Origin of the sequence: Pseudomonas sp. DSV-1, assembly GCF_035830915.1 — a bacterium.
Lineage (GTDB): Bacteria > Pseudomonadota > Gammaproteobacteria > Pseudomonadales > Pseudomonadaceae > Aquipseudomonas.
The window spans coordinates 3,395,496-3,419,869 of sequence record NZ_JAYMYG010000001.1 but is presented as its reverse complement, the minus strand read 5'-3'; the positions used below and the strand labels follow the sequence as shown (position 1 = coordinate 3,419,869).

The 24,374-nt window shown below is 58.8% G+C and carries 21 protein-coding genes; 12 read left to right on the top strand and 9 right to left on the bottom strand.

What is annotated here, in order from left to right:
* Positions 1 to 79: 79 nt before the first annotated feature.
* On the top strand, positions 80 to 493 hold the full coding sequence (gene arfB, locus VSQ83_RS16070; RefSeq protein WP_019828782.1) for an alternative ribosome rescue aminoacyl-tRNA hydrolase ArfB: 414 nt from the start codon (positions 80 to 82) through the stop codon (positions 491 to 493).
* A gap of 5 nt (positions 494 to 498) precedes the next feature.
* Here arfB and VSQ83_RS16065 read toward each other — a convergent pair whose 3' ends face one another.
* The 6 genes from VSQ83_RS16065 to phhA form a co-directional block, all read right to left on the bottom strand.
* Entirely contained in the window at positions 499 to 1,683 is a 1,185-nt protein-coding gene (locus VSQ83_RS16065; RefSeq protein ID WP_326397625.1) for an MFS transporter, read from the bottom strand.
* 35 nt (positions 1,684 to 1,718) lie between these two features.
* The gene (locus VSQ83_RS16060; RefSeq protein WP_326427199.1) at positions 1,719 to 1,895 is read right to left on the bottom strand and encodes a hypothetical protein; all 177 of its coding nucleotides are present in this window, start codon (positions 1,893 to 1,895) and stop codon (positions 1,719 to 1,721) included.
* Between the two features lie 87 nt (positions 1,896 to 1,982).
* Positions 1,983 to 2,114 (bottom strand): hypothetical protein, encoded by a 132-nt coding sequence (locus tag VSQ83_RS16055; protein ID WP_257623040.1) that lies wholly within the window; start codon positions 2,112 to 2,114, stop codon positions 1,983 to 1,985.
* A gap of 239 nt (positions 2,115 to 2,353) precedes the next feature.
* Entirely contained in the window at positions 2,354 to 3,550 is a 1,197-nt protein-coding gene (locus tag VSQ83_RS16050) for an amino acid aminotransferase (RefSeq protein WP_257623041.1), read from the bottom strand.
* Positions 3,550 to 3,906, bottom strand: coding sequence for a 4a-hydroxytetrahydrobiopterin dehydratase (locus VSQ83_RS16045; protein ID WP_048360736.1), 357 nt, complete (start codon positions 3,904 to 3,906; stop codon positions 3,550 to 3,552). Before VSQ83_RS16045 ends, VSQ83_RS16050 begins: the two co-directional genes overlap by 1 nt.
* A 45-nt stretch (positions 3,907 to 3,951) precedes the next feature.
* Positions 3,952 to 4,743, bottom strand: a complete 792-nt coding sequence (gene phhA / locus VSQ83_RS16040; protein WP_133079023.1) for a phenylalanine 4-monooxygenase — start codon at positions 4,741 to 4,743, stop codon at positions 3,952 to 3,954.
* Positions 4,744 to 5,105: 362 nt separating this feature from the next.
* Here phhA and VSQ83_RS16035 point away from each other — a divergent pair, with 362 nt between their 5' ends.
* Positions 5,106 to 6,662 (top strand): sigma-54-dependent transcriptional regulator, encoded by a 1,557-nt coding sequence (locus VSQ83_RS16035; RefSeq protein ID WP_133079024.1) that lies wholly within the window; start codon positions 5,106 to 5,108, stop codon positions 6,660 to 6,662.
* A 34-nt stretch (positions 6,663 to 6,696) separates the two neighbouring features.
* On the opposite strand, the gene VSQ83_RS16030 is transcribed toward VSQ83_RS16035, so the two are convergent.
* Genes VSQ83_RS16030 through VSQ83_RS16020 form a run of 3 tightly spaced genes read right to left on the bottom strand, consistent with a single transcriptional unit; the run spans position 6,697 to position 10,300 of the window.
* Positions 6,697 to 9,276: a T6SS phospholipase effector Tle1-like catalytic domain-containing protein gene (locus VSQ83_RS16030; protein ID WP_326427198.1), complete on the bottom strand. Its 2,580-nt coding sequence runs from the start codon at positions 9,274 to 9,276 to the stop codon at positions 6,697 to 6,699.
* The gene (locus VSQ83_RS16025) at positions 9,261 to 9,794 is read right to left on the bottom strand and encodes a DUF3304 domain-containing protein (protein WP_219262965.1); all 534 of its coding nucleotides are present in this window, start codon (positions 9,792 to 9,794) and stop codon (positions 9,261 to 9,263) included. Before VSQ83_RS16025 ends, VSQ83_RS16030 begins: the two co-directional genes overlap by 16 nt.
* The gene (locus tag VSQ83_RS16020; protein ID WP_219262966.1) at positions 9,779 to 10,300 is read right to left on the bottom strand and encodes a DUF3304 domain-containing protein; all 522 of its coding nucleotides are present in this window, start codon (positions 10,298 to 10,300) and stop codon (positions 9,779 to 9,781) included. Before VSQ83_RS16020 ends, VSQ83_RS16025 begins: the two co-directional genes overlap by 16 nt.
* Before the next feature lie 646 nt (positions 10,301 to 10,946).
* Here VSQ83_RS16020 and VSQ83_RS16015 point away from each other — a divergent pair.
* The 10 genes from VSQ83_RS16015 (at position 10,947) to fliD (ending at position 24,339) form a co-directional block, all read left to right on the top strand.
* Complete coding sequence (locus tag VSQ83_RS16015) at positions 10,947 to 11,687, top strand: flagellar basal body rod protein FlgF (protein ID WP_019828794.1); 741 nt, start codon at positions 10,947 to 10,949, stop codon at positions 11,685 to 11,687.
* A gap of 45 nt (positions 11,688 to 11,732) precedes the next feature.
* A complete protein-coding gene (flgG, locus tag VSQ83_RS16010) occupies positions 11,733 to 12,518 on the top strand; it encodes a flagellar basal-body rod protein FlgG (RefSeq protein WP_133075986.1) in 786 nt (261 codons plus the stop codon).
* A gap of 24 nt (positions 12,519 to 12,542) precedes the next feature.
* A complete protein-coding gene (gene flgH, locus VSQ83_RS16005) occupies positions 12,543 to 13,238 on the top strand; it encodes a flagellar basal body L-ring protein FlgH (RefSeq protein WP_133075987.1) in 696 nt (231 codons plus the stop codon).
* 14 nt (positions 13,239 to 13,252) lie between these two features.
* The gene (locus tag VSQ83_RS16000) at positions 13,253 to 14,362 is read left to right on the top strand and encodes a flagellar basal body P-ring protein FlgI (RefSeq protein ID WP_133075988.1); all 1,110 of its coding nucleotides are present in this window, start codon (positions 13,253 to 13,255) and stop codon (positions 14,360 to 14,362) included.
* A gap of 10 nt (positions 14,363 to 14,372) precedes the next feature.
* The gene (flgJ, locus tag VSQ83_RS15995; RefSeq protein ID WP_326427197.1) at positions 14,373 to 15,632 is read left to right on the top strand and encodes a flagellar assembly peptidoglycan hydrolase FlgJ; all 1,260 of its coding nucleotides are present in this window, start codon (positions 14,373 to 14,375) and stop codon (positions 15,630 to 15,632) included.
* Between the two features lie 10 nt (positions 15,633 to 15,642).
* Positions 15,643 to 17,664, top strand: a complete 2,022-nt coding sequence (gene flgK, locus VSQ83_RS15990; protein WP_326427196.1) for a flagellar hook-associated protein FlgK — start codon at positions 15,643 to 15,645, stop codon at positions 17,662 to 17,664.
* 14 nt (positions 17,665 to 17,678) lie between these two features.
* The gene (locus tag VSQ83_RS15985) at positions 17,679 to 19,262 is read left to right on the top strand and encodes a flagellar hook-associated protein 3 (protein ID WP_326427195.1); all 1,584 of its coding nucleotides are present in this window, start codon (positions 17,679 to 17,681) and stop codon (positions 19,260 to 19,262) included.
* Between the two features lie 418 nt (positions 19,263 to 19,680).
* Positions 19,681 to 20,607, top strand: coding sequence for a ketoacyl-ACP synthase III (locus tag VSQ83_RS15980; protein WP_326427194.1), 927 nt, complete (start codon positions 19,681 to 19,683; stop codon positions 20,605 to 20,607).
* A 358-nt stretch (positions 20,608 to 20,965) separates the two neighbouring features.
* A complete protein-coding gene (locus tag VSQ83_RS15975; RefSeq protein ID WP_326427193.1) occupies positions 20,966 to 22,822 on the top strand; it encodes a flagellin N-terminal helical domain-containing protein in 1,857 nt (618 codons plus the stop codon).
* A 155-nt stretch (positions 22,823 to 22,977) separates the two neighbouring features.
* The gene (gene fliD, locus VSQ83_RS15970; RefSeq protein ID WP_326427192.1) at positions 22,978 to 24,339 is read left to right on the top strand and encodes a flagellar filament capping protein FliD; all 1,362 of its coding nucleotides are present in this window, start codon (positions 22,978 to 22,980) and stop codon (positions 24,337 to 24,339) included.
* Positions 24,340 to 24,374: the final 35 nt, after the last annotated feature.

The window sequence follows — 24,374 nt, the reverse complement described above, 5'->3', positions numbered from 1 at the left end:
AATCCAACAAGCCCGGCCATTGCGCCGGGTTTGTTGTTTGTGGGGTATCCTGCACGCCCCGAAGACGGACCCATTTTTGATGCTGGTGATTTCCAATAACGTGCACATCCCCGATGCCGAGATCGAGCTGACGGCAATCCGCGCCCAGGGTGCGGGCGGGCAGAACGTCAACAAGGTGTCGAGCGCCATGCATTTGCGCTTCGATATACCCAACTCGTCGTTGCCGCCGTTTTACAAGGAGCGGCTGCTGGCGCTGCGCGACAGTCGGATCACCAGTGATGGCGTGCTGATCATCAAGGCTCAGCAATACCGCACCCAGGAGCAAAACCGGGCGGATGCGCTGGAGCGTCTGGTGGAGTTGATCGTCAGTGCGACCAAGGTGGAGAAAAAGCGCCGTCCGACCAAGCCGACCCTGGGTTCGAAGAAGCGTCGCCTGGAATCAAAGACCAAGCGTGGCAGCATCAAGGCAGGGCGGGGCAAGGTAGATTTCTGAAGGGGTCAGGCTCGGGCTCTCTGAGCCTGGCGATACAGATAAACACTCAGCAGCAATCCACTGAACGCTGCCAGTGCCGCGAACAAGAAGATCGAAGCAAAGCCAAAACCTGCCGCCACAGCGCCCACCAGCGGGCCGGTAATGCCCAGTGACAGATCGATGAACAGCGAGTACGCGCCCACGGCCGCACCACGGCTGGAGGCGGGCACCAGGTTGACGGCTTCAACCCCCAGCGCCGGGAACACCAGCGAGAAGCCGAAACCGCTCAGGGCCGCGCCCGCCAGTGCCAGTTGCGGGTTCGGTGCCAGCCACAGCAACAGCAGGCCCAGGGTCTCGACGCCCAGGCAGGCAATCGCCACCCGAAAACCGCCGATCCTGTTGATAAAATTGCCGAACACCAGGCGTGCACCGATAAAGCTGGCACCGAACAGGCTCAGGCACAGCACCGCGTTTTCCCAGTTGTTGGTCGCGTAGTAAAGGGTGATGAAGGTCGCAATGGTGCCAAAGCCGATCGAGCCGAGTGCCAGCCCGGCCCCGTGAGGGAATACGCGCCCCAGGACATGCAGGAACGGCAGGCGCACACCGCTGACGATGGGCGCAGCGCGCTTGGGCCATGCCAGCAGCAAGCCCACCAGCGCCAGCAATATAATGCTTACGCCCATGCTCCACATGCCCAAGTGCCCGACCATCACCACGCCTAATGGCGCGCCAATGGCAATGGCCCCGTAACTGGCGATGCCGTTCCAGGAAATCACCTTGGCGGTGTTGGCCGCGCCGACCCGGCCAATGCCCCAGCCGATGGAGCCTGAGCCCACCAAGCTTTCGGCGCTGCCCAATACCAGGCGTCCGACCAGCAGGCTGGCAAGGCTAAGCGCCGGCATCGCGGTCAGCCAGCTGGAAGCCAGCATAAAGACGCCGCTCAGGCCGCAGCCCGCCAGGCCGTACATCACGGCGCGCTTGCTGCCCAGGTTGTCGATGATGCGGCTGGCGTAGGGGCGGCTCAGCAACGTGGCCAGATATTGCACACTGATCACCAGCCCGGCGATGACGGTGCCATAGCCCAGGTGGTTGTGTACGTATCCGGGCAGCACGGCCAGCGGAATGCCGATATTCAAATAGCCAATAAAGGTGAACAGAACGATGGAGACCACTTGCAGAGTGATCGCCATAGGACGCTGTGTTTCGGGCATGGGGTAGGGGTCCTGCGGGGTGCGGTTGACGCAGATTACAATGGTCGAACCAATTGTGTCGCGATTAAAGCGGCCAAGGCGTTTTCCTGGGTGCCGAAACGCTTGAGCAAGGTTGCTTGCTTCTCGGGGCTGAGACGCTCCCAGAGGTCGATCATTTTTTCGGCGGTGCCGATCAGGACGCTGGCTTGGGTTTCGCTGAAAGTGTCAGTCACGCTTGAATCCGGAATAGGGGGGGTGGAGCGATTGTGTCAGACGGTATGAAAAACAAGATGCTTTTCGCACCGTCTGATTGTGAGCCGTCAGTCTTCGCTGTCGGCCTGGAGGCTTTCTGAGGCCTCATCCAGAGCGCTTATTTCGCCACTGGTGTGTTGCGGGACTGGCTGCTCGGTTTCGTGCAGGCTTGGGAAGGGGAGGTTTGGGATCTCGTGCATCGTCGCGCTCCTCGCAAGGTGTGTTTTAAGTAGCTTGCTAAGGATACAGGACAGAGTGTGACAATTTGTCTTTTTATTGCGTCTGGGGGGAATTGTATTGAAATTTCATCTGGCGGCGTAAGAACCCTGTAGTCGCTGCCGAAGGCTGCGTGAAGGCTGCGGTGAGCTCGAGACAACGGGTTGCTCCGCAACCCTTCGCAGCCTTCGGCAGCGACTACAGGTACAGGATCAGTACAAAATCAACGGGTACAAACCTGCGCAATCGCCTTGGCCAGCAGGCTCAGGCGGGTGCCGTCGACGCCGGCCATGTTGGCGCGGCCAGAACCGACCATGTAGACGCTGTGTTTCTCGCGCAACAACTGGACTTGTTCCTGAGTCAGGCCGGTGTAGGAAAACATTCCGCGTTGCTCATTGATGTGAGCGAAGTGTTCGGCCAGCCCGAATGGCGCCAGTGCTTCCACAAGCCCGCTGCGCAAGTGCGCGATGCGGCTGCGCATGGCTTCCACTTCGTCGATCCACAGGTTTTTAAGCGCTGCATCGCCGAGGATGGTTGCGACCACCGCCGCACCATGATCCGGCGGGTTGGACCACAGGTTGCGCGCCAGGTAGGCCAGCTGGCTGCGGATATCCGTCAGCTTTTCGGCATCATTGGCACACACGATCAAGGCGCCAACCCGCTCGCGGTACAGGCCGAAGTTCTTCGAGCATGAACTGGTGATCAGCACTTCCGGCAATTCGCTGACGAACAGGCGAGTTGACCAGGCATCTTCCTGCAGGCCGTCACCGAAGCCCTGGTAAGCGAAGTCGATCAGCGGCAGCAGTTCGCGACGGCGTACCACCTCCAGCACCTGCAGCCAGTCAGCCTGGGACAGGTCGAAACCGGTCGGGTTGTGGCAGCAGGCGTGAAGCAGAACCACATCGCCTTTTGGCGCGTGTTCCAGTGCCTGAAGCATCGCCGCGACGTTGAGCTTGTTGTCGCGGCCCACATACGGGTAGTGGCTGATCTTCAGCCCGGCAGCGGCAAAGATGGTTTCATGGATCGGCCATGTCGGATCGCTCAGCCAGATGCCCCGGCCCGGCAGGCATTGCGCGATAAAGTCGGCGCTCAGGCGCAGCGCGCCGGTGCCGCCCGGGGTTTGGGTGGCTCCCGCACGTTTGCCCGCCAGCAGCGGCGAACCCTCACCCAGTACCAGCTCGCTGATCAATTGCCCAAAACGGCTGTCGCCATGACCGCCGATATAGGTTTTGGTCAGTTGCTGGTCGACCAGGCGCTGTTCGGCTTTCTTGACCGACTGCAAGATCGGCGTCAGGCCATTGGCGTCCTTGTAGACGCCCACGCCCAGGTCGAACTTGTCCGGGTTGCTGTCTTGCTTATAGGCGTCCATCAAACCGAGAATCGGGTCGCCCGGTACCCGACCTATGGCGTCGAAGTGCATTATTTGCGGCCTTCAGCGGTTTTGGCGACTTCGTCAGTGCGTGCGGCCATGATGAAATCGTTGCGGTGCAGGCCCTTGATCGAGTGGCTCCACCAGGTCACGGTCACCGAGCCCCACTCGGTCAGCAGGCCAGGGTGATGGCCTTCGGCTTCTGCGATTTCGCCCACGGCATTGGTGAAGGCCAGTGCGAACTTGAAGTTCTTGAACAGAAAGACCTTTTCCAGCTGCATGATGCCGTCGCGAACTTCGATGTTCCAATCCGGAATTTGCTTGATCAGTACCGGCAGTTCTTCGTCGCTGACCTGTGGAGCATCGGCGCGGCAGGCTTCGCAGTGGGCTTGGTTCAGTGCGTTCATGGTGGATTCCTGAATTCAGTTTTTATTGATATGTAAAAAGACGTGTTATGCCGCTTTCGGTTTAGGCGCAAATTTGGGCGCATGCAGGCCCATTGTCATGCCTTTTTCGACCATGCCCATGATGTCTTCGTGGGCCAGATCAAACAGACGCTTCAAGTCCGGCAGGACAAAATACAGCGGCTGCAAAATATCGATGCGATACGGCGTGCGCATGGCTTCCAGCGGATCGAAGGCCTGATGTTCCGGTTCTGACGACAGGCTGTAAACCGTTTCTTTGGGCGACGAAAGAATCCCGCCGCCATAAATGCGTTTGCCTTCCGGGGTGTCCACCAGGCCAAACTCGATGGTCATCCAGTACAGGCGGGCCAGATACACCCGTTGTTCCTTGCTCGCTTGCAGCCCCAGCTTGCCGTAGGTGTGGGTGAATTCGGCAAACCACGGGTTGGTGAGCAGCGGGCAGTGGCCGAAAATCTCGTGGAAAATGTCTGGCTCTTGCAGGTAATCCAGCTCTTCAGGGGTGCGAATGAAGGTCGCTACCGGGAACTGCTTATTGGCCAGCAATTCAAAGAAGGTCTGGAAGGGGATCAGTGCGGGAACGCGGGCAACTTGCCAGCCAGTGGTGGCACCCAGTACCTGATTGATTTCGCTCAGTTGCGGGATGCGATCGTGGGGCAGGCCCAGCTTTTCGATGCCTTGCATGTACTCTGGGCAGGCGCGGCCTTCCAGCAGTTTGAGCTGACGGGTGATCAGCGTATTCCACACCGCGTGTTCGGCAGGTGTGTAGTCGATAAAGCCATTGGCATCCGGCTCACGGGCGACGTATTTCGTTTGCTTCATGGGGCTCTCCGCAAGGAAATCGTTTTTATTATTCGGTGTTGTTGCGATGCCTTAGTGATACCCCAAGTGATTGCTCCGTGCAGCTAGCCTAAAGCCAGTAATGCTGGGATGATGGCGATTATTCGTAAAGTATTCGTTACGATGTGAGGGTTTGGCTGTCATTGCTCAGTTTTAAACAGCGCAACTGTCACAAAATCGTGACGATGAAATGCCTGCCAGCGCATTAAATATCCCCAAATGTGGGAGCGGGCTTGTTCGCGATTGCAGCCATGAGGTGTACCCGCCAGATCGCGGTGCCTGAATCGCGAGCAAGCCCGCTCCCACCTTTGATCTTCATTTTCAGGAACTGCCGAGCCATCCCCATGCGTATCAAAGTCCACTGCCAAAACCGGATTGGCATCCTTCGCGACATCCTTAACCTGTTGGTCGCCTACGGCATCAACGTGAAGCGGGGGGAGGTCGGGGGCGATCAGGGCAACGCGATTTATCTGTACTGCCCCAATCTGATCAACCTGCAGTTCCAGGCTCTGCGTCCGAAGTTTGAAACCATCGCCGGAGTGTTCGGAGTCAAGCGCGTAGGTTTGATGCCCAGTGAGCGCAGGCATATGGAGCTCAATGCCTTGCTCGGGGCCCTGGAGTTTCCGGTGCTGTCCATTGACATGGGAGGCTGCATCGTCGCCGCCAACCGTGCGGCTGCGCAGTTGCTGGGGGTACGGGTCGACGAGGTGCCGGGCATTTCCCTGTCCCGTTATGCCGAAGACTTCGACCTGCCCGAGCTGGTGCGGGTCAACAAGTCGCGGATCAACGGCTTGCGGGTCAAGATCAAGGGGCTTGTATACCTGGCTGACATTGCGCCCTTGCAACTGGAGCACGATGAAAGCGAAGCGATGGCCGGTGCCGTCTTGACCCTGCACCGTGCCGACCGCGTGGGCGAGCAAATCTACAACGTGCGCAAACAGGAGTTGCGAGGCTTCGACAGTATTTTCCAAAGCTCCAAAGTCATGGCTGCCGTGGTGCGTGAAGCCCGGCGCATGGCGCCACTGGACGCGCCTCTCTTAATAGAAGGCGAAACCGGCACCGGCAAAGAGCTGCTGGCGCGCGCCTGCCACCTGGCCAGCCCCCGTGGGCAGTCGCCACTGATGGCGCTCAACTGTGCCGGGCTGCCCGAGTCGATGGCTGAAACCGAGCTGTTCGGGTATGGGCCGGGGGCATTTGAAGGCGCACGGGCCGAAGGCAAGCTCGGCCTGCTTGAGCTGACAGCAGGCGGTACGTTGTTTCTTGATGGTGTAGGCGAAATGAGTCCGCGCTTGCAGGTCAAACTGCTGCGCTTTTTGCAGGATGGCTGCTTTCGGCGTGTGGGCAGTGATGAAGAGGTGTATCTGGATGTGCGGGTAATGTGCGCCACCCAGGTCGACCTGTCCGAGCTGTGCGCCCGCGGGGAGTTTCGCCAGGACCTCTACCATCGGCTCAACGTGCTGTCCCTGCATATTCCGCCGCTGCGCGATTGCCTTGACGGGCTGGAGCCTCTGGTCGAGCACTTCCTGGATCAGGCCAGCCGGCAGATCGGTTGTTCGCTGCCGCGTCTGGCGCCTGCCGCAATGGACCGCTTGAGCCACTACCACTGGCCCGGCAATGTGCGGCAACTGGAGAACGTGCTGTTCCAGGCGGTTTCGCTGTGTGATGGCGGCGTAGTCAAGGCCGAGCATATTCGCCTGCCGGACTACGGCGTGCGCCAGCCGCTGGGCGAGTTCTCGCTGGAAGGCGGGTTGGACCACATTGTCGGCCGTTTCGAAAAGGCGGTGCTGGAGCAACTGTATTCCGAGCACCCCAGCAGCCGATTGCTGGGCAAGCGACTGGGGGTTTCCCACACCACCATCGCCAACAAGCTGCGTGAGTACGACATCATCAAGCCGGGCTAGCGTGTGAGGTGTCGCCCTGGGGAGTGCTCGGCAACTAGCCCTTGAAGCTTCCCGCCACGCCCTTTGCCTGATCCAGCCAGCCCCTGGTTGGCTCAGCCTGGGGCGTTTGTGTTTGCAGCGCGTGTTCCAGCAGGTTGTTGGCTTCAAGTGCTTGCGCGGCCTTGAGGATCGAAATCAAATTATCCGTAGTGGCGGTTTTTTCGGTCAATGCAGGTGGCACGGGCAGCGCCTGGGCCGCTTTCACCGCGTCGCCGGTGTTTTTGGTAAAGGCGCATACGGTTTCTATGTTTTCGATCATCGGCAGTGACAGGCGGGTCACGGTGTCAAATGCATTGATAAACGGGAACTCCACCTTGCCGCGAAGCACCGGGGTGCCCAGGCTTGGCAGAATCAGCCCCACCAGATAACGCGGGTTCTGACGCCTGATCGTCAGGCCGACACTGGCCACCGCCAGGGCCACGCCCACCACGCGCCCAACGTTCACCAGCAGCGACAGTTCGTTGTTGGATTGAGTGTCGAAGAAGATCCCGCGGTACCGAAAGTAGTCGCTGAACACCTCCCGCTCGTTCAAGGCCGCGTTCATGAACCAGGCGCGGGAATCATGCACATGCTCGTCAAACAGGCCCACGATCGCCCACGCTTTGTCGTTCACCGGCTTGCCGTTGGCGCCGAACAGCAGGGCGTAATTTTCTTCACCGGCCTGGCGCAGTTTGGCATAGTGCTCGGCCTCATCCTGGCCATTGGTCATATACACCAGCCCGCCCACCAGGGTGTTGGCGAGGGTGCCAAAGCTGATCATCTCGCTCAAGGTCAGGTTCCACTCCGGCACGTAGTCGCGCCGAAAGTCGGCCATGGCGTTGCGCAACTGGCGATAATCCAGGTTGGGCTCGAACACTTTGCTGGTGTTGAACGAGGCGGCAGGTTGGGTGCCGGTGCGCTTTTCATAAGCCTCTTTTGTGGCTTGATGTTTTTTTTGCGACGCCAGTTCGGCTTCGGACCAGACCGGCGCTTTAGAGCCGGCGCGCATGGCGGCATCTTCTTCGAGCTGCATGGCGTGCAGGGCCTCGAACGCGTCGACTTCGTCGCCGTTCATATCGCTCGCGGGGCCGTTTTGCAGCACCCGCCGATTGAGACACGTCCACTTGATCCAGTTCATGGCGTAACGGCTGATGCGCCAACCGGTAATCACCCCGGCCTCGCGGGCCATGACCTCTTCCAGCGGGCCGTTGTCCATATTGTCGAGCCAGGTGTTGAAACGTTCGATCAAGGTGGGGTCGACTTGAAATTCAACCGCCGTCGCGCCATCCATCACACGCCATGGCCATCGCCTTTCCAATTCGGTTCCGAGAGCATCTTTGGGTGCCTGCAACGGAGCGCCAGCCTTGTAGGCCTCGTCATACATATGGTGCAGGGCAATTTGCGATAGCACCTCTTTTCCACCTGCTGCAGCTTTGCCTTGATCGCCGGGCGGATAACCTCCGCCAACGTCGGAGTGCATGCCGGGGTAGATATATTCCCTGGTGCCGCTGCGATAGGTGGACAGGCAGTTCGGGTCATCCGGATCGGCCTGGCGCCGGATCGAGTCCAGGGGAAAGCAACTGCGCTGCTCGTGGGCTGCCACCATATGCACGCAGCGCTCCAGAAATTCTTCGGAGTCGGACAGGCGCAGGGTGCCGTCGGCCCAGCCCATGTGGCCTGCGGCAAATGGCGCCAGATAGGGGATACCCACTGAGGCCACGGTGTCGAACAGCCCCATGAACACAATCTTGATCGGCAGCCCGGCAAACAGGTAGCAGGTGGTGCCTTCCACTTCGACCTTGGTCAGGGCTTCCAGCCAGTTGGCAAATGCCCGCGCCTGGGCGGCGCCCCGTGAAAACCCGTACACGAACAGGCGTACAGCCTTGATGGTCGGGATGGTCTTGCCGGCATGGGCGGCGTCGATCTGGGCTTTGAGTTCGGCCAGGGGCTGGGCCAGTACTTCTTGGCGGCGGGTATAGCTGTTTTTGAAGACCGAAGCTGCGAGCATATCTTCGGTGAGACTGGTGCCCATTTTTTGTACCAGAGCGTAGCTTTCCGACATGGTCGGCGGCTTTTGATGGCACGCTTTTTTCAGCGCATCTATCAAACGGGTCAGCCCCCAGTTGATCCGGTTCTCTCCGCCTGTCGACATCGTCAAACCTTGGCTATCTGGTTTGAATTCGCCTATTTCCTTGAACTCGGTGCCAACGCCTTGCATGTAATAGGCATAGAAGCCTTCATTCTCAGACGTTTCCTTGTCATCCCTGCCTAAACTTGCGTGATACAGGCGTGCCACATTGGTAGTGGTCGAAGGCAAAGCCAGGCTGTCTGTTGGTTCATGGTTGTTGGTGCCGTCAAAGCAAAGGGTGATCGTCACGATTTGCATACAGGGCCGGCCCGCGTAAGCCCATCCGGCTGCATGAGCAGCGTCCATTGCTTGTTGTTCGAACGGGTCGAAGGCTTGCTGTTGCTTTCGATAATTGAAAAGCACATCTCCCGGTGTTTGGGGTAAAAGCCCGCCCATTTTGAAGTCGGGGGTCAGGCTGAGAAATTCGCCAGTGGATCTTTTAGGGCGCGGCGTCATGGTTTCGGACATGTGGCAGGCTCCTGCATTTTTTGAGGGTAATGAAACGGATAATCCGGCAGGCCGGGATAGGTCGCTCCAGCCGATACCGCGACCTGGTTACACGGCAAGAAATGCACGTTCACAAGTCCCAGATCTTCATACGGCGCAACAGCGGCAACAGCGCGATGGCGGGTGTAGTGGGTTTCGTGCTCATCCATACGTTTTCGCCACCCATCAGAAAACATCGGCTCAGGCCATCTTCCGTAGGCATACGGATCAGGGTCTTTTTCCCACTCGACCACTACGGTCAAGCCGGGGTGCCATTTCACGGGAAGCGTGGCGCAGCAGTTCTGTTTGCCGCCGCCGCCATAGGGGCTGATGTTGGGCCCGCCATTGCCATTGACCGAAAACCGGTTAATCGCCGCCGAGGTATGGCTATAACCCTCGATTGGCGCGCCCAGTCGGTCAGGCAGGGAGTCGGCACAGCCCTGTAGCGCAATCCCGGCGATAAACATCACCAGCAGTGAGCGAGTCATGGTTTCGGACATGTGGCAGGCTCCTGCATTTTTTGAGGGTAATGAAACGGATAATCCGGCCGGCCGGGATAGGTCGCTCCAGCTGATACCGCAACTTGGTTACATGGTAAGAAATGCACGTTTACAAGCCCCAACTCTTCATACGGCGCCACTGCTACAACGGCGCGATGGCGTGTGTATTGAGCTTCGTGCTCTTGAGCGGCCTTGGACCAGGCATCGGAATACCGGGGCTTGGGCCAGTCGGCATACGCATGCGGATCAGGGTCTTTCTCCCACTCGACCACCACGGTCAAGCCGGGGTGCCATTTCACGGGAAGCGTGGCGCAGCAGTTCTGTTTGGCGCCGCCGCCATAGGGGCTGATGTTGGGTCCGCCATTGCCATTCACGGAAAACCGGTTGATCGCCGCCGAGGTATGGCTATAGCCCTCGATTGGCGCGCCCAGTCGGTCAGGCAAGGCGTCGGCACAGCCCTGTAGCAAGAGGGCGCTGATTGATATCAAAAGATGCAAGCGGTTCATGAGTGGGTCTTGTCTCTTGTCAGGCTTATTGAAAGAACAGCGCCCAGTGCAATGCCAGTGGGTGTTTGCCAAGTGTCTTTGAAGTATCAGTGAGATTATTAAGATGCCCGCGAGCGCGGCTGAAGTTCGGGCGTCTTGTAACTATCAAGTCTGATGTCGATAAAATCAATGCTCTTTGGGTTGTTGATATAAGTTTGCCAATGCAGGGGGGTGAAGTGTTTAAACAAATAAACGAAACTTATAAAAGTGCGCAAGAAGTTGCGCAGTACTGTTCGGTTTCTTGTGTTTTAGTCGGCAGATAACTGTTCGTCAGTTTGTTCTTGTAATAAGTGTGCAACTTCTTGCGCACTGGTTAATACCGAGCATTTGCGTGAATTGTCGGCGCCAGGATTGTCAGAGGCAGGTTGGGGGCAAGGGATGCGCAAGGTTTTGCGGGTTTTGCCTCGTCAGCGACACGTTTCTGGCCATGCATTGCCGCAACCGGCATAACCCCGCCGTTTTCATCCCGCTGATCTTGCCCCGCACCGCACCCCATCCCCTCGCAAACCCGCGCCGCACGGCGTCAAAAAATAGTTGGTGCGCAAATTGCTTTAACCACGGCAGTACAGCGGTGGGCGGCAAGCGTCCGTCAGACAGAGGAAAGACTGTGGACAAGTACCTATATGTGGCAATGACCGGCGCCAGTCAGAACGCTCTGGCGCAAAAGGCCCATGCCAACAATTTGGCGAACATCTCGACCAACGGTTTTCAGCGTGACCTGGAACAGGCCCGTTCGATGCCGGTGTTCGGTGACAGCTTTCCTGCGCGTGCCTTTGCCTTGAGCGAACGCCCTGCGACCGACTTCACTCCCGGCGCTCTGGTTGAAACAGGGCGGGATCTGGATGTGGCCGTGTCCGGCGATGGCTGGCTGGCCGTGCAGGCACCCGACGGCAGTGAGGCCTATGTGCGTACCGCGAGCATGAATGTGGATGCCCTGGGCATTCTGCGTGCTGGCAACGGGATGCCGATCATGGGCAACGGCGGGCCGATCGCGGTGCCGCCCCAGCAACAGATCGAAGTCGGCCAGGACGGCACCATCAGCATTCGTGCCCAGGGCGAAGGCCCACGGGTGATGGCGCAAGTGGACCGCATCAAGCTGGTCCAGCCAGACCTGAAAACCATGAGCAAGGGCCTGGACGGCCTTATCCACACCAACGACGGCCAACCGGCGCCAGCCGATGCCAACGTGCAGGTGGTCTCGGGGTTTCTGGAGGCGAGCAACGTCAATGCGGTCGATGAAATGACCTCGGTGCTGGCTCTGTCCAAGCAGTTCGAACTGCACATCAAAATGATGAACACCGCCAAAGAAGACGACCAGGCCATGACTCGGGTCTTGTCCATCAGCTAATTACTTGAACGCAGCGCCGAAAAACCGGCGCGCGAGGAGAGCACCATGCTTCCGGCACTGTGGGTTGCAAAAACAGGTTTGGCTGCACAAGACACCAACCTGACCACCATTTCCAACAACCTGGCCAACGTATCGACCACCGGTTTCAAACGTGATCGCGCCGAGTTCCAGGACTTGCTCTACCAGATCAAGCGCCAGCCAGGTGCCCAGTCGACCCAGGACAGCGAACTGCCGTCGGGGCTGCAAGTGGGGACCGGGGTGCGCATCGTAGGCACACAGAAGAACTTCTCCGCCGGTAGCCTACAGACCACCGACCAGCCGCTGGACATGGCAATCAATGGCCGTGGTTTCTTCCAGATCATGCAGCCCGACGGGACCACGGCCTATAGCCGCGACGGTACTTTCCACCTGGATGCCAACGGCCAGATCGTCACCGCCAGCGGCTTTGCCCTGGAACCGGCGATTGTGGTGCCCGCCGATGCCCAGACCTTCACCGTCGGCCAGGACGGCACCGTGTCGGTGACCATCGCCGGCAACCCGGCCGCCCAGGTGATCGGCAACGTGCAGACCGCCGACTTTATCAACCCGGCCGGTTTGCAGTCCCAGGGCGGCAATCTGTTCCTGGAAACCGCGTCCAGCGGCGCGCCGCAAATTGGTACCCCCGGCCTCAACGGCTTTGGTTTGACCATGCAGAGCATGCTTGAGACTTCGAACGTCAGCACCGTGGAAGAGATGGTCAACATGATCACTACCCAGCGCGCCTACGAGATGAACTCGAAAGTGATCTCCACGGCTGACCAGATGTTGTCGTTCGTCACGCAAAACCTGTAATTACGTGAAATAGCGGGAGAGCTCATGAAGCGCTTGTTTTCTGTTCTGGCACTGGGCGCCATTACCTTTGTGGCCGGTTGCGTCAGTCCGCCGCCGCGGGCCAATGATCCGTACTACGCGCCGGTCCTGCCGCGCACGCCGCTGCCGGCTGCGGCCAATAACGGTTCGATTTACCAGGCTGGCTTCGAGCAGAACCTGTACAGCGACCGCAAGGCGTTCCGCATTGGCGACATCATTACCATCACCCTGAACGAGCGGACGCAGGCGAGCAAAAACGCCAACTCGGCCATCGGCAAAAACAGCAACACCAGTATTGGCCTGACTTCGTTGTTTGGCAGCGGCCTGACCACCAACAACCCCCTGGGCAGTGGTGATCTGAGCCTCAATGCCGGTTACAGCGGCAGCCGTGCCACCAAGGGCGACAGCAAGGCCGGGCAGGGCAACAGCCTCACCGGCTCCGTCACTGTGACCGTGGCCGACGTATTGCCCAACGGCATCATCGCCGTGCGCGGCGAGAAGTGGATGACTCTGAACACGGGTGACGAACTGGTGCGCATTGCTGGCCTGGTGCGCGCCGATGACATCTCCACCGACAACACCGTGTCTTCGACCCGCGTGGCCGATGCGCGCATTACCTATTCGGGGACCGGCTCGTTTGCCGATGCGAGTCAGCCAGGCTGGTTTGACCGATTCTTCCTTAGCCCGCTGTTTCCCTTTTAGTGATGAACTTCACCATGCCCAACCTCAAGCATCTGCTGGCAGCCGTGTTGCTGTTGTCGACCTCCCTGGGCGTACACGCCGAGCGGTTGAAAGACATCGCCAGCATTTCTGGCGTGCGCTCCAACCAATTGATTGGTTACGGCCTGGTGGTCGGGTTGAATGGCACGGGCGACCAGACCACGCAAACCCCGTTCACCCTGCAAACCTTCAACAACATGCTGTCCCAGTTCGGCATCAAGGTGCCGCCAGGCTCGGGCAATGTGCAGCTTAAAAACGTTGCAGCGGTGTCCATCAGTGCCGACTTGCCAGCATTTGCCAAGCCGGGGCAGGTGATCGACATCACCGTTTCATCCATCGGCAACTCCAAAAGCCTGCGCGGCGGTACGCTGTTGCTGACGCCGCTCAAGGGGATTGATGGCAACGTGTATGCGGTCGCCCAGGGCAACCTGGTGGTGGGCGGTTTTGATGCAGAAGGCCGTGACGGCTCGAAGATCACCGTCAACGTTCCGTCGGCCGGGCGCATTCCGGGCGGGGCCTCGGTGGAGCGTGCGGTGCCCAGTGGCTTCAACCAGGGCAACAGCCTGACCCTGAACCTCAACCGTTCGGACTTCACCACGGCCAAGCGCGTAGTGGACAAAATCAACGACCTGCTCGGCCCGGGTGTGGCGCAGGCGATTGATGGCGGCTCGATCCGTGTTACCGCGCCGCTGGACCCAAGCCAGCGGGTTGATTACCTGTCGATCCTGGAAAACCTCGAAGTCGATCCGGGGCAGGCGGTGGCCAAGGTCATCATCAACTCGCGCACCGGCACTATCGTGATCGGCCAGAACGTCAAGGTATCGCCTGCCGCCGTGACCCACGGCAGCCTGACCGTCACCATTACCGAAGACCCGATTGTCAGCCAGCCCGGGCCGCTGTCCAACGGCGAAACCGCTGTGGTGCCGCGCTCGCGCCTCAATGCCCAGCAGGAAGCCAAGCCGATGTTCAAGTTCGGCCCGGGCACCACCCTGGACGAGATCGTACGGGCGGTGAACCAGGTCGGCGCGGCCCCAGGGGACTTGATGGCGATTCTCGAAGCACTGAAACAGGCCGGCGCCTTGCAAGCCGACCTGATCGTGATCTGAGGCCGACATCATGGACATGCGTAAGAGCGGAGTGGTCAGTGGCAGCGATTCGGGAGCGTTTACCGACCTTAATCGGCTGAACAACCTGAAGGTCGGCGACCGTGAAAGCGATGCCAACATGCGCAAGGTGGCGCAGGAATTCGAGTCGCTGTTCCTGAATGAAATGCTCAAGTCCATGCGCTCGGCCAATGAAGTGCTGGGCAAGGACAACCCGCTCAATACCCCAGCGGCCAAGCAGTATCAGGAAATGTACGACCAGCAACTGTCGGTGACCTTGTCCCGCCAGGGCGGCGGTATCGGTCTGGCTGACGTGTTGATGCGCCAGATGTCGAAAAACAAATCCGCCGTGCCGGGGGAGGCTGCGGCGACCACGGCACTGACCGCCGAAGTCAAAACCCCGACGGGCACCGCCACCGGCGACAGCCCGTTTGTTCGTAGCAGTGGCCAGCGTCCGTTGTGGGTTTCGCGGGTCACCCTCGCGCCGGATGCGGCAGCCGGCGGGCACAAAAATGACATGGTCATGCTCAATCAGCGGCGCCTGGCGTTGCCCACCAAGCTGACCGACCGCTTGTTGGCCGGGATCGTACCTTCGGCCGACCCTGCGCGCTCAACCCTCAATACGGGCGCCGTGCCGGGCCGCACTTCGCCGGGGCTGGACGCGGTGCTCAAGGGCGGTCGCCAGCCGATGCTCAGCGCCAGTGGCGCACAAGGGCGGATGCAGATTTACGGGCGTGCCGTGGCGCAGCCGCCACTGGCCCCGGCCAAGCAGGCGTTCAGCTCCCCCGATGCGTTCGTCGCGACGATGCTGCCGATGGCGCAGCAGGCCGCCGACCGTATTGGTGTCGATCCGCTGTATCTGGTGGCGCAAGCGGCACTGGAAACCGGCTGGGGCAAGTCGGTGATGCGCCAGCAGGACGGCAGCAGCAGCCATAACCTGTTCGGCATCAAGGCCACCGGCAACTGGCAGGGTGCGCAAGCGCGGGCCATCACCAGTGAGTTCAAGGGCGGGCAGATGGTCAAGGAGACGGCGGACTTCCGCTCCTACGATTCCTATCAGGACAGCTTCCACGATCTGGTCACGCTGTTGCAGAGCAACAATCGTTATAAAGAAGTGCTCAATGCGGCCGATAAACCGGAGCAGTTTGTACGTGAGTTGCAGAAGGCCGGTTACGCAACCGACCCTGAATACGCGAGCAAGATTTCTCAGATAGCCAAGCAAATGAAAACCTACCAGAGCTACGCCTCGACGGGTTCTCTCACGAATTTATAAGGTTTGAACCATGGCGAGTTTGATCAACATCGGGATGTCGGGGCTGAACGCCAGCCAGGGCGCATTGGCCACCGTGGGCAACAACATTGCCAACGCCAATACCTCGGGCTATTCGCGTCAGCAAATTGTCCAGGGCAGTGGCGCCTCGCAACAGGTGGGCGGGGTGTTTATCGGCACCGGCACCACCCTGGCCGACGTGCGCCGCGTGTACAACGCCTACCTCGACGCCCAGTTGCAAACCACCACCTCGCTCAATGGCGATGCCCAGGCGTATCTGGATCAGATCGGCACGGTCGACAAGCTGCTGTCGGATAAAAACACCGGGGTTTCGGCCGCACTCAGCAGCTTTTTCAGCTCGCTGCAAACCTCCGCGGCGGCCCCCGGTGATGTGTCCGCGCGCCAGTTGCTGCTGACCAGCGCGCAAACCCTGAGCAACCGTTTCAACTCGATTTCGTCCCAGCTCAATCAGCAGAACGAAGGCATCAACAGCCAGCTGGACACCCTGACCTCGATGGTCAACCAGCACACGGCAACCATTGCTTCGCTGAACAAGCAGATCGCCCAGGCCACCACCGGTGGCAATACGCCGAACAACCTGCTGGATGCGCGCAACGAAGCGGTGCGCACGCTCAACGAGCTGGTGGGCGTTACGGTTCAGGAACACGACAACGTTTACGACATTACCCTGGGCACCGGGCAGGCGCTGGTGCAAGGCTCCACCTCCAATACCCTTTCGGCGGTGCCGGGCCAGGTCGATAAAAGCCAGTACAGCATCCAGATCAATTACCAGCAGTCCAGCTCCGATGTGACCTCGGTGCTCAGTGGCGGCAAGATCGGCGGCCTGCTGCGCTATCGCGACGATGTGCTTGCACCGGCGATCAACGATTTGGGGCGCACGGCAATAGTGGTGGCCGATGCCATCAACCAACAGTTGGGCCAGGGCCTGGATGCCAACGGCGAGTTTGGTTCGTCGCTGTTCACTAACATCAACAGCGAAAAGGCGATCACCCAGCACAGCCTGGCGGCGACGGGCAACAGCGTCGGCTCAAGCAACCTGAACGTGAGCATCAGCGACAGCAGCCAGCTGACGGCTTACGACTACAAGGTGACCTTCACCAGTGCCACCGAATACACGATCCAGCGTTCTGACGGCCAGGATGCCAAGGGCCCGTTCAAGCTCGGTGACAAGCAGGTGATTGACGGTTTTACCCTTCAGCTCCCGAAGGACGGTGCGGTCGCAGCGGGCGACACTTTCAAAGTCAGCCCCACCCGCAGCGGCGCGAACAATATCGGTGTGCAAATGACCGATGCCAATAAGTTGGCGTTCGCCGGGCCCTTGGTGGCGGGGGCAGGCGGCTCCAACACCGGTACTGGGGCGGTGGGCGGTCTGAACCTGTCATCGGCGCTGGATATTTACAGCGGCACAAACCTGGGCCAGTCCCAGATCGAAGCCGCGATGCCGGTGCGCATTGTCTTTGATGGCGTGAATGGCGATGGCGCCCATGCTTACCGGGTGCTGAACGAAAAAGGCGAAAAAATCAGCGACGGTACCTATGTGCCGGGCCAGGACAACGCGGTCACTATCAAGGTGCCAGTCACCAACGCTGACGGCAGCGTGACCGATGTCAGCTTCGATGCCACCCTCAGCGGCTCGCCGGGCAAGGGCGACAGCTTCGATATCCAGTTCAACAAGGACGGCAAGGCCGACAACCGCAACGCCAACGAACTGCTGGGCCTGCAGACCAAAGCGACGGTGGGGGCGGACAGCCAGGGCAATGGCGGCGTGAGCATGGCCACCTCCTACAGCCAGTTGGTGTCCAAGGTGGGCGGCAAGGCCAGTCAGGCCGCCGTCGACGGCACTGCCAACGGCGCGGCGCTGGCGTACGCCAAGGAAGTGCGCAGCTCGGTGTCCCAGGTCAACCTGGACGAAGAAGCGTCCAACCTGGTCAAGTTCCAGCAGTACTACACGGCCTCGTCGCAGATCATCAAAGCGGCGCAAGCAACCTTCAGCACGCTGATCAACAGTCTTTAAGGGAGCCCGCGACGATGCGTATTTCTACTTCGCAGTTTTTTGAATCGACCAGTGCCACCTACCAGAACAACTTCTCGTCGGTGATCAAGACCCAGGGCCAGATCGATTCCGGCGTGCGTATCCAGACTGCCGCAGATGACCCAGTGGGCGCCGCGCGCCTGCTGCAATTGCAACAGCAAAAAGACATGCTGGGCCAGTATTCCACCAACATGAACAGCATCAAGTCTTCCCTGGGGGCTCAGGAATCGGTGCTCGACAGCATCAACACCGCCTTGCAAAAGGCCGGTGAACTGGCGCTTGGGGCTGGCAGCGGGAAAAGCGACGCGGATCGCACGGCCATCGCCAACGAACTGGGCAGCATTGAAGAGCAGGTGTTCAGCCTGCTCAACAGCAAGGACTCCGCAGGCAACTACATGTTCTCGGGCTCCAAGACCGATACTGCGCCCTACACCCGTAACAACGATGGCACCTACAGCTATCAGGGCGACGACACCCAGCTCAACCTGAAAGTCTCGGACACCCTGACCCTGGCCAGCAGCGACACGGCCAAAAGCTTTATGGAAGGTTCGGTCAATACCGGGCGCACCCAGGCGACTTTCGTACCGGTGCTGGACGCTGACGGCGTGGCATCGGTCAATGATGGCAAGCTTTCCGTCTCGGCTGGCCTGGTCACTTCAAGCCCGGTGTTCAACAAAAGCTTTGCCGAAGGCCAGCCGTACAAACTGACTTTTATCAGCAGCACCCAGTTCAAACTGACTAAAAGCCCGGATGACGAGGACATTACCTCGCAAATTCCGGGAAATGGCGTATTCGACCCGACCAAGGAAGGCTCGCAGAGCATCAGCCTGCATGGCGTATCCTTCGATATCACCCCCAATCTCAAGGACGTCCCAGCGGCTGAACGGGATGCGTTGGTGGCGGGGCGCAGCTTTACGCTTGAGGCCAAGGCGGACTCGTTCAACGCCTCGCGCACGCCGGGCAACGGTTCGACTGCGCAGATCAGCCAATCGACAGTGACCGACCCCGGGGTCAACGGCGATAGCTTTCCGAGCAATGGCGCGGTGATCAAATTCACCAGCGCCACGGAGTATGAGGTCTATGCCCAGCCGCTGACGGCCGACAGCAAGTCGATTGCCCAAGGCAACGTGACTGACGGTGCGCTGGGGATCAAGTTCGACTTTACCGGTACGGCGCAAGCGGGCGACCAGTTTGCGATCAACCGCAACAACCACCAGAGCCAAAGTGCGCTGGACACCATCAGCCAACTGCGCAAGGCGCTGGTGATCCCGAGCGACAAAGACCCGCTGGCCCAGCAAACGCAAAAGGACGCGATCAACTCCGCGATCGGCAACCTGAAAAACGCCAGTGCCGGCGTCGACAGCGCCCGGGGTTCGATTGGTGCGCGCTTGAAGACGGTGGACATCCAGGCTGACGAAAACATCAGCCTGGGCCTGGCCAACGACTCCACCACGGCGGCCATTGGCAACACCGACATGGCGGGGGCATCCATCGAACTGGCATTCCAGAAAGCCATGCTCGAAGCCTCGCAACTGGCGTTCGTCAAAATCTCCCAGCTGAGCCTGTTTAACCAGCTTTGATTGACGACGGCATACCTGACCTGTAGTCGCTGACGAGGAACGAAGGCTGCGATCGAATACGCAGTCTTCGCAAGCCCGGTTCTCGCAGTGTTTCTGATGCATCGAGGGTGAATGGATTACGAGTGCTTCGCCCTCGATCGCAGCCTTCGTTCCTCGTCAGCGACTACAGGCCTGGTTCTGTGCTCTCGTAATGTTTTGTATAAAACCACACAAAATAGCGTGACCTATGAGTCATAACGGGCATCTTCACTGTATCGTGTGAAACGTACGGGCGGGTGCCGGGCCTTTTTCAGGCTGTTTTGTCTATTTTTATGCACCCACATTCGCCGCATTCCTGCGCGATAAAGCCCTTTTATTGTCAGCGCCCCTCGATTGTGCGAGCGGGTGATCTCCAGCTATTCAGTATTGGGAAGCCACAATGATTGGCATTAAAAGCATCGCCAGTTACGTGCCAGCAAGCGGTGTAGACAACTACGCGCAAGGCGCGAAGTTCTCCAAGGACGAAGAATTCATTCTGGGCAAGATCGGTTCGGCCTTTCTTCCGCGCAAAGACGCCGACCAGGAAACCTCGGACCTGTGTGTCGAAGCGGTCAACGCGCTGTTCGCCAACAATCCGCAGCTCAAGCGCGAATCCATCGACGCGCTGATCGTCGTCACCCAGAACGGCGACGCCGAAGGCCTGCCGCACACGGCCGCCATCGTTCAGGACAAACTTGGTCTGCCGACCCACGTGGCTGCCTTTGACATTTCCCTGGGGTGCTCGGGCTATGTCTACGGCATCTACGCGATGAAAGGCTTTATGGAAGCCACGGGCCTGAAAAACGGCCTGCTGATCACCGCAGACCCGTATTCGAAAATCGTCGACCCTGAAGACCGCAACACCACCATGCTCTTCGGCGACGCGGCCACCGCCACCTGGATGGGCGAAGACGCTCCCTGGCAGCTGGGCAAGGCCAAGTTCGGCACCGACGGTTCCGGCGCTCCGCACCTGAAAGTCAGTGATGGCGTGTTCTTCATGAACGGCCGCCAGGTCTTCAACTTCGCGCTGCTCAAAGTGCCTGCGCACCTGAACGAGCTGCTGGAAGAGTCTGAACTGACCTCCCAGGACATCGACGCCTTCTGCATCCATCAGGGCAGTGCGGCCATTGTCGACGCCGTGGCCCGCCGTTTTGAAGGCGAGCCGGAGAAGTTCATCAAGGACATGGTCGAGACGGGCAACACCGTGTCGTCGAGCATTCCTCTGCTGCTGGAAAAACACGTCATGGAAGCCAGTTGGAGGCGCGTAGCGCTGAGCGGTTTTGGCGTGGGCCTGTCGTGGGGCTCGGCGATCATCTATCGCCCATAAGCTTCAAGCCTACACACAAAACGCCCGTGGCCCAAAAAGCCACGGGCGTTTTGCGTTCTGACAGGGGGGATGCCATCTGTGGGAGCGGGCTTGCTCGCGATGGCATCAGCCCGGTTTCCCTGAAGTACCGCGCCGCCCGAATCGCGAGCAAGCCCGCTCCCACACCAGGGGATGCCTGGCAGGTCATCCCTCGCTAACCCCCTGAAATACAAGGGATGGCCTCCTGCCAGTAAAAAAATTCAAAAAACCCCTCAAGCAACCCGCTTTGACGACGATAACTATTACGAAGGTTCTCTAGGCCACACCCGGCGGTTGCCAGGGCCGGAAGCCGCAGTATTCATCCAATGAGGATTTCGTCATGGCTTTATCAGTAAACACTAACATCACGTCCCAGACCGTTCAGAAGAACCTGAACAAAGCCGGCGATGCACTGAGCACCTCGATGACTCGTCTGTCTTCCGGCCTGAAAATCAACAGCGCCAAAGACGATGCTGCTGGCATGCAGATGGCCAACCGTCTGACCTCTCAGACCAAAGGCATGACCGTTGCCATCGCCAACGCCAACAACGGTACCTCGATCGCGCAGACCGCTGAAGGCGCGATGCAAGAGTCGACCAACATTCTGCAACGTTTGCGTGAACTGGCCCTGCAGTCCGCGAACGGTGATAAAAGCGACGCCGACCGTGCGTCCCTGCAACAAGAATTTACTGCGAAAACCGGTGAACTGACCCGTATCGCACAAACCACCACCTACGGTGGTCGTAACATCCTGGACGGTTCGTTCCAGAACCAGGCGTTCCAGGTAGGTGCTGATGCCAACCAGACCATTTCGTTTGGTATGAGCGATATCAGTGCTACTGCGTTGAAGGGGTCGTACAGTGAAGCAAGCACAAGCGGGGGAGCGCTGACGGGTTTGAGTGCATCTACTGTTGGTGCGACATTGAATGCAAAAACCGTAGTCACAGCAGGTGTTGTTCCTAAAGCCACCACTGCAGACGATAAAATTAAAATCAATGGTGAAGTAATTTCATTCGGAGTAGCAGATGCGGCTACTGCTCCGGATGCTGCAATTGAGGCCATCAACCTTAAAACGGATAAAACCGGTGTTACCGCCAGTGTTGCGGATGGCAAGTTGGTTCTGACGTCCAAGAGTGCCATTAAACTTGAGGCAGTGATGGATCCTGCTGTAAAAGCTGTAGAAGCTGTAGCAGCTGTAGCAGCTGTAGACGCTGTTCTTGGAGTTGGGGCTGTGGGTGATGCAGACTACGTCGCTCCAGTTGAGGCAGTTGAGGCAGTTGAGGCAGTTGAGGCAGTTGATGCAAAAGATGCCGCTCCTAACAAAGGCTTGGAAAACCTTGGCTTGGACACAGTAACTACTGCTCAAGTGCAGCCAGCATTGACAACCAAGATGACCGCAATTGGTGGTGTCACTGTCAATGGTACAGCAGTTACGTGGGGCACAGATGACTCAATGGAAGTCGTCATGGGCAAGTTGAGCACAGCTGCCGGTGACGATTCCAAGGCCACTTTTGAGAATGGACGAGTTACTTTAACCACAAGCGATGGTAAAGATGTCAAGCTTGCTAATACTAAGGGTGGCTCCTTGGATCAGTTGGGTCTCTCGGCAGGTACATCTCAAGCAAAACTGTCTGCTGATACCTCGATTGAGCTTAACGGTGTTGAAGTCAAGTTCAAGAAGGGAGACTCCGCTGATACCATTGTTTCGTCGATTAACAGTGCTAGCACCGGCGTGACCGCCAGTAAAAACGATGACGGCACTTTGAAGTTGTTCTCCACCAAAGATATTTCTATCAAGGATGGTGCGGCAGGTTCGGGCTTGAAGGCGCTTGGTCTGACTGGTGCCTCTTCTGCACCTACAACTAAGGCCACCACCGTAGAAACCACGGTATCCGACCTGAGCATCCTGTCCGCCGCTGACTCCCAGCGTACCGTCCAGGCGCTGGCTGACGCGATCCAGCAGATCGATACCCAACGTTCCGCCCTGGGTGCCGTACAAAACCGTTTCACCAGCACCGTGGCCAACCTGCAGAGCATTTCCGAGAACTCCACCGCTGCACTGGGTCGTGTTCAGGATACTGACTTCGCTTCCGAAGCCGCCGAGCTGACCAAGCAGCAAACCCTGCAACAGGCTTCCACCGCGATCCTGTCCCAGGCTAACCAGCTGCCTTCCGCTGTCATGAAATTGCTTCAGTAATTTCAGCGCTGGGTTGAGAACAAAAGGGCGCGTTTACGTGCCCTTTTGTTTTTTCAGCATTTACTGCTTGAAGGTGGCACGAAATGTGAAGCTGCCTGCAGCCTTGGCACTTGCTTCGTCAATAAAGCGATAGCCACCGTACAAGGAGAATACAGATGGCCAGTTCAACGATTACCGGTGTCGGCTCGGGTTTTGACACCATCGGGATTGTGAAAGCCTTGGTGGATGCTGAAAAAGCGCCCAAGCAAAGCCAGATTACTGCGCAACAAAAAGACACCACGATTCAGCTGTCCGCTGTGGGCACGGTCAAAGCTTCGCTCGAAACCTATCGCGCAGCCATTGCCAAACTCAACAGTGTCTCCAGTTTCAACGGTTTGACCGCTTCGTCCAATGACGAAAAAATTTCTAAAGTCACCATCGATGACAAGGCGTCCAGCGGCAAATACGCGTTGAACGTCACTCAGTTGGCGACCGCATCAAAAATCACCAGCAAGGTGTTTGAAGGGGGCGCATCGGCGTCGGTCAACTCGAGCGAGCAAGACCAGACCCTGACCATCTCCCAGTCCGGTGACAGCTATGACGTCAAGATCGCGGCTGGCGCGACCATGCAGCAGACCCGGGACGCGATCAACACGCAGCTGCAGTCCAAGGGTATCAGCGCCAACGTTCTGACCGATGCCAACGGCTCGCGTCTGGTGATCGGCTCGCAGACCACGGGCAAGGGCACCGATATTACCGTCAGCGGTGATTCGGAGCTGGCCACCGGGTATGACGCCGGTAAACCGCCGATGAATGCCGAGTACACCATCGATGACATCGCCATGGAGTCGTCGAGCAACAAGATCACCTCGGCCATCAGTGGCGTGACCCTTGAGTTGCTCGATACCAAGGCGTCCACCATTACTGTGGCTTCGAACACTGACACCCTGAAAACCTCGGTTCAGTCGTTTGTCAGCGCCTATAACGCGCTGCTGACCAGCATCAACACCCAGACCAAAGTCACCGCTACCGGTGATGCGGCAACCACCACTGCAGGTGCCTTGACCGGTGACGCGTCGATGCGTCAGCTGGTCAACGGTTTGCGCGGCGAGCTGCTGCAAAACTCGGGTACGTCGAGTGTCGGCAACCTGTCCCAGATGGGCATCAGTACCGATCAGAAAACCGGGCTGCTGACCCTGGATGACACCAAGTGGAAAGCCGCGGTTGCCACACCCAACGGTGCAATCGAGATTGCCAAGGTGTTTACCGGCGATACCGGCCTGATAACCCGTATGACCAAGGCGACCGAAAGCTATGTCGGCAGCAGCGGCTTGCTGGCAGCGCGGGCCACGGATCTGAACACCAAGCTGACTACGCTGACCACTCAGCAAGCAGACCTGGACCGGCGCATGGAATCCATGAAAAGCACCCTGACCGCCAAATACACGGCCATGGACGGTCTGATCGCCAAAATCAACGCCAGCAGCTCCAGCATCATGACCACGCTCAACTCCTTGAATAACCCTAAATCCGACTGATTTTGCCCGGCCCTGGCACTAAAGCTTTGGCCGCT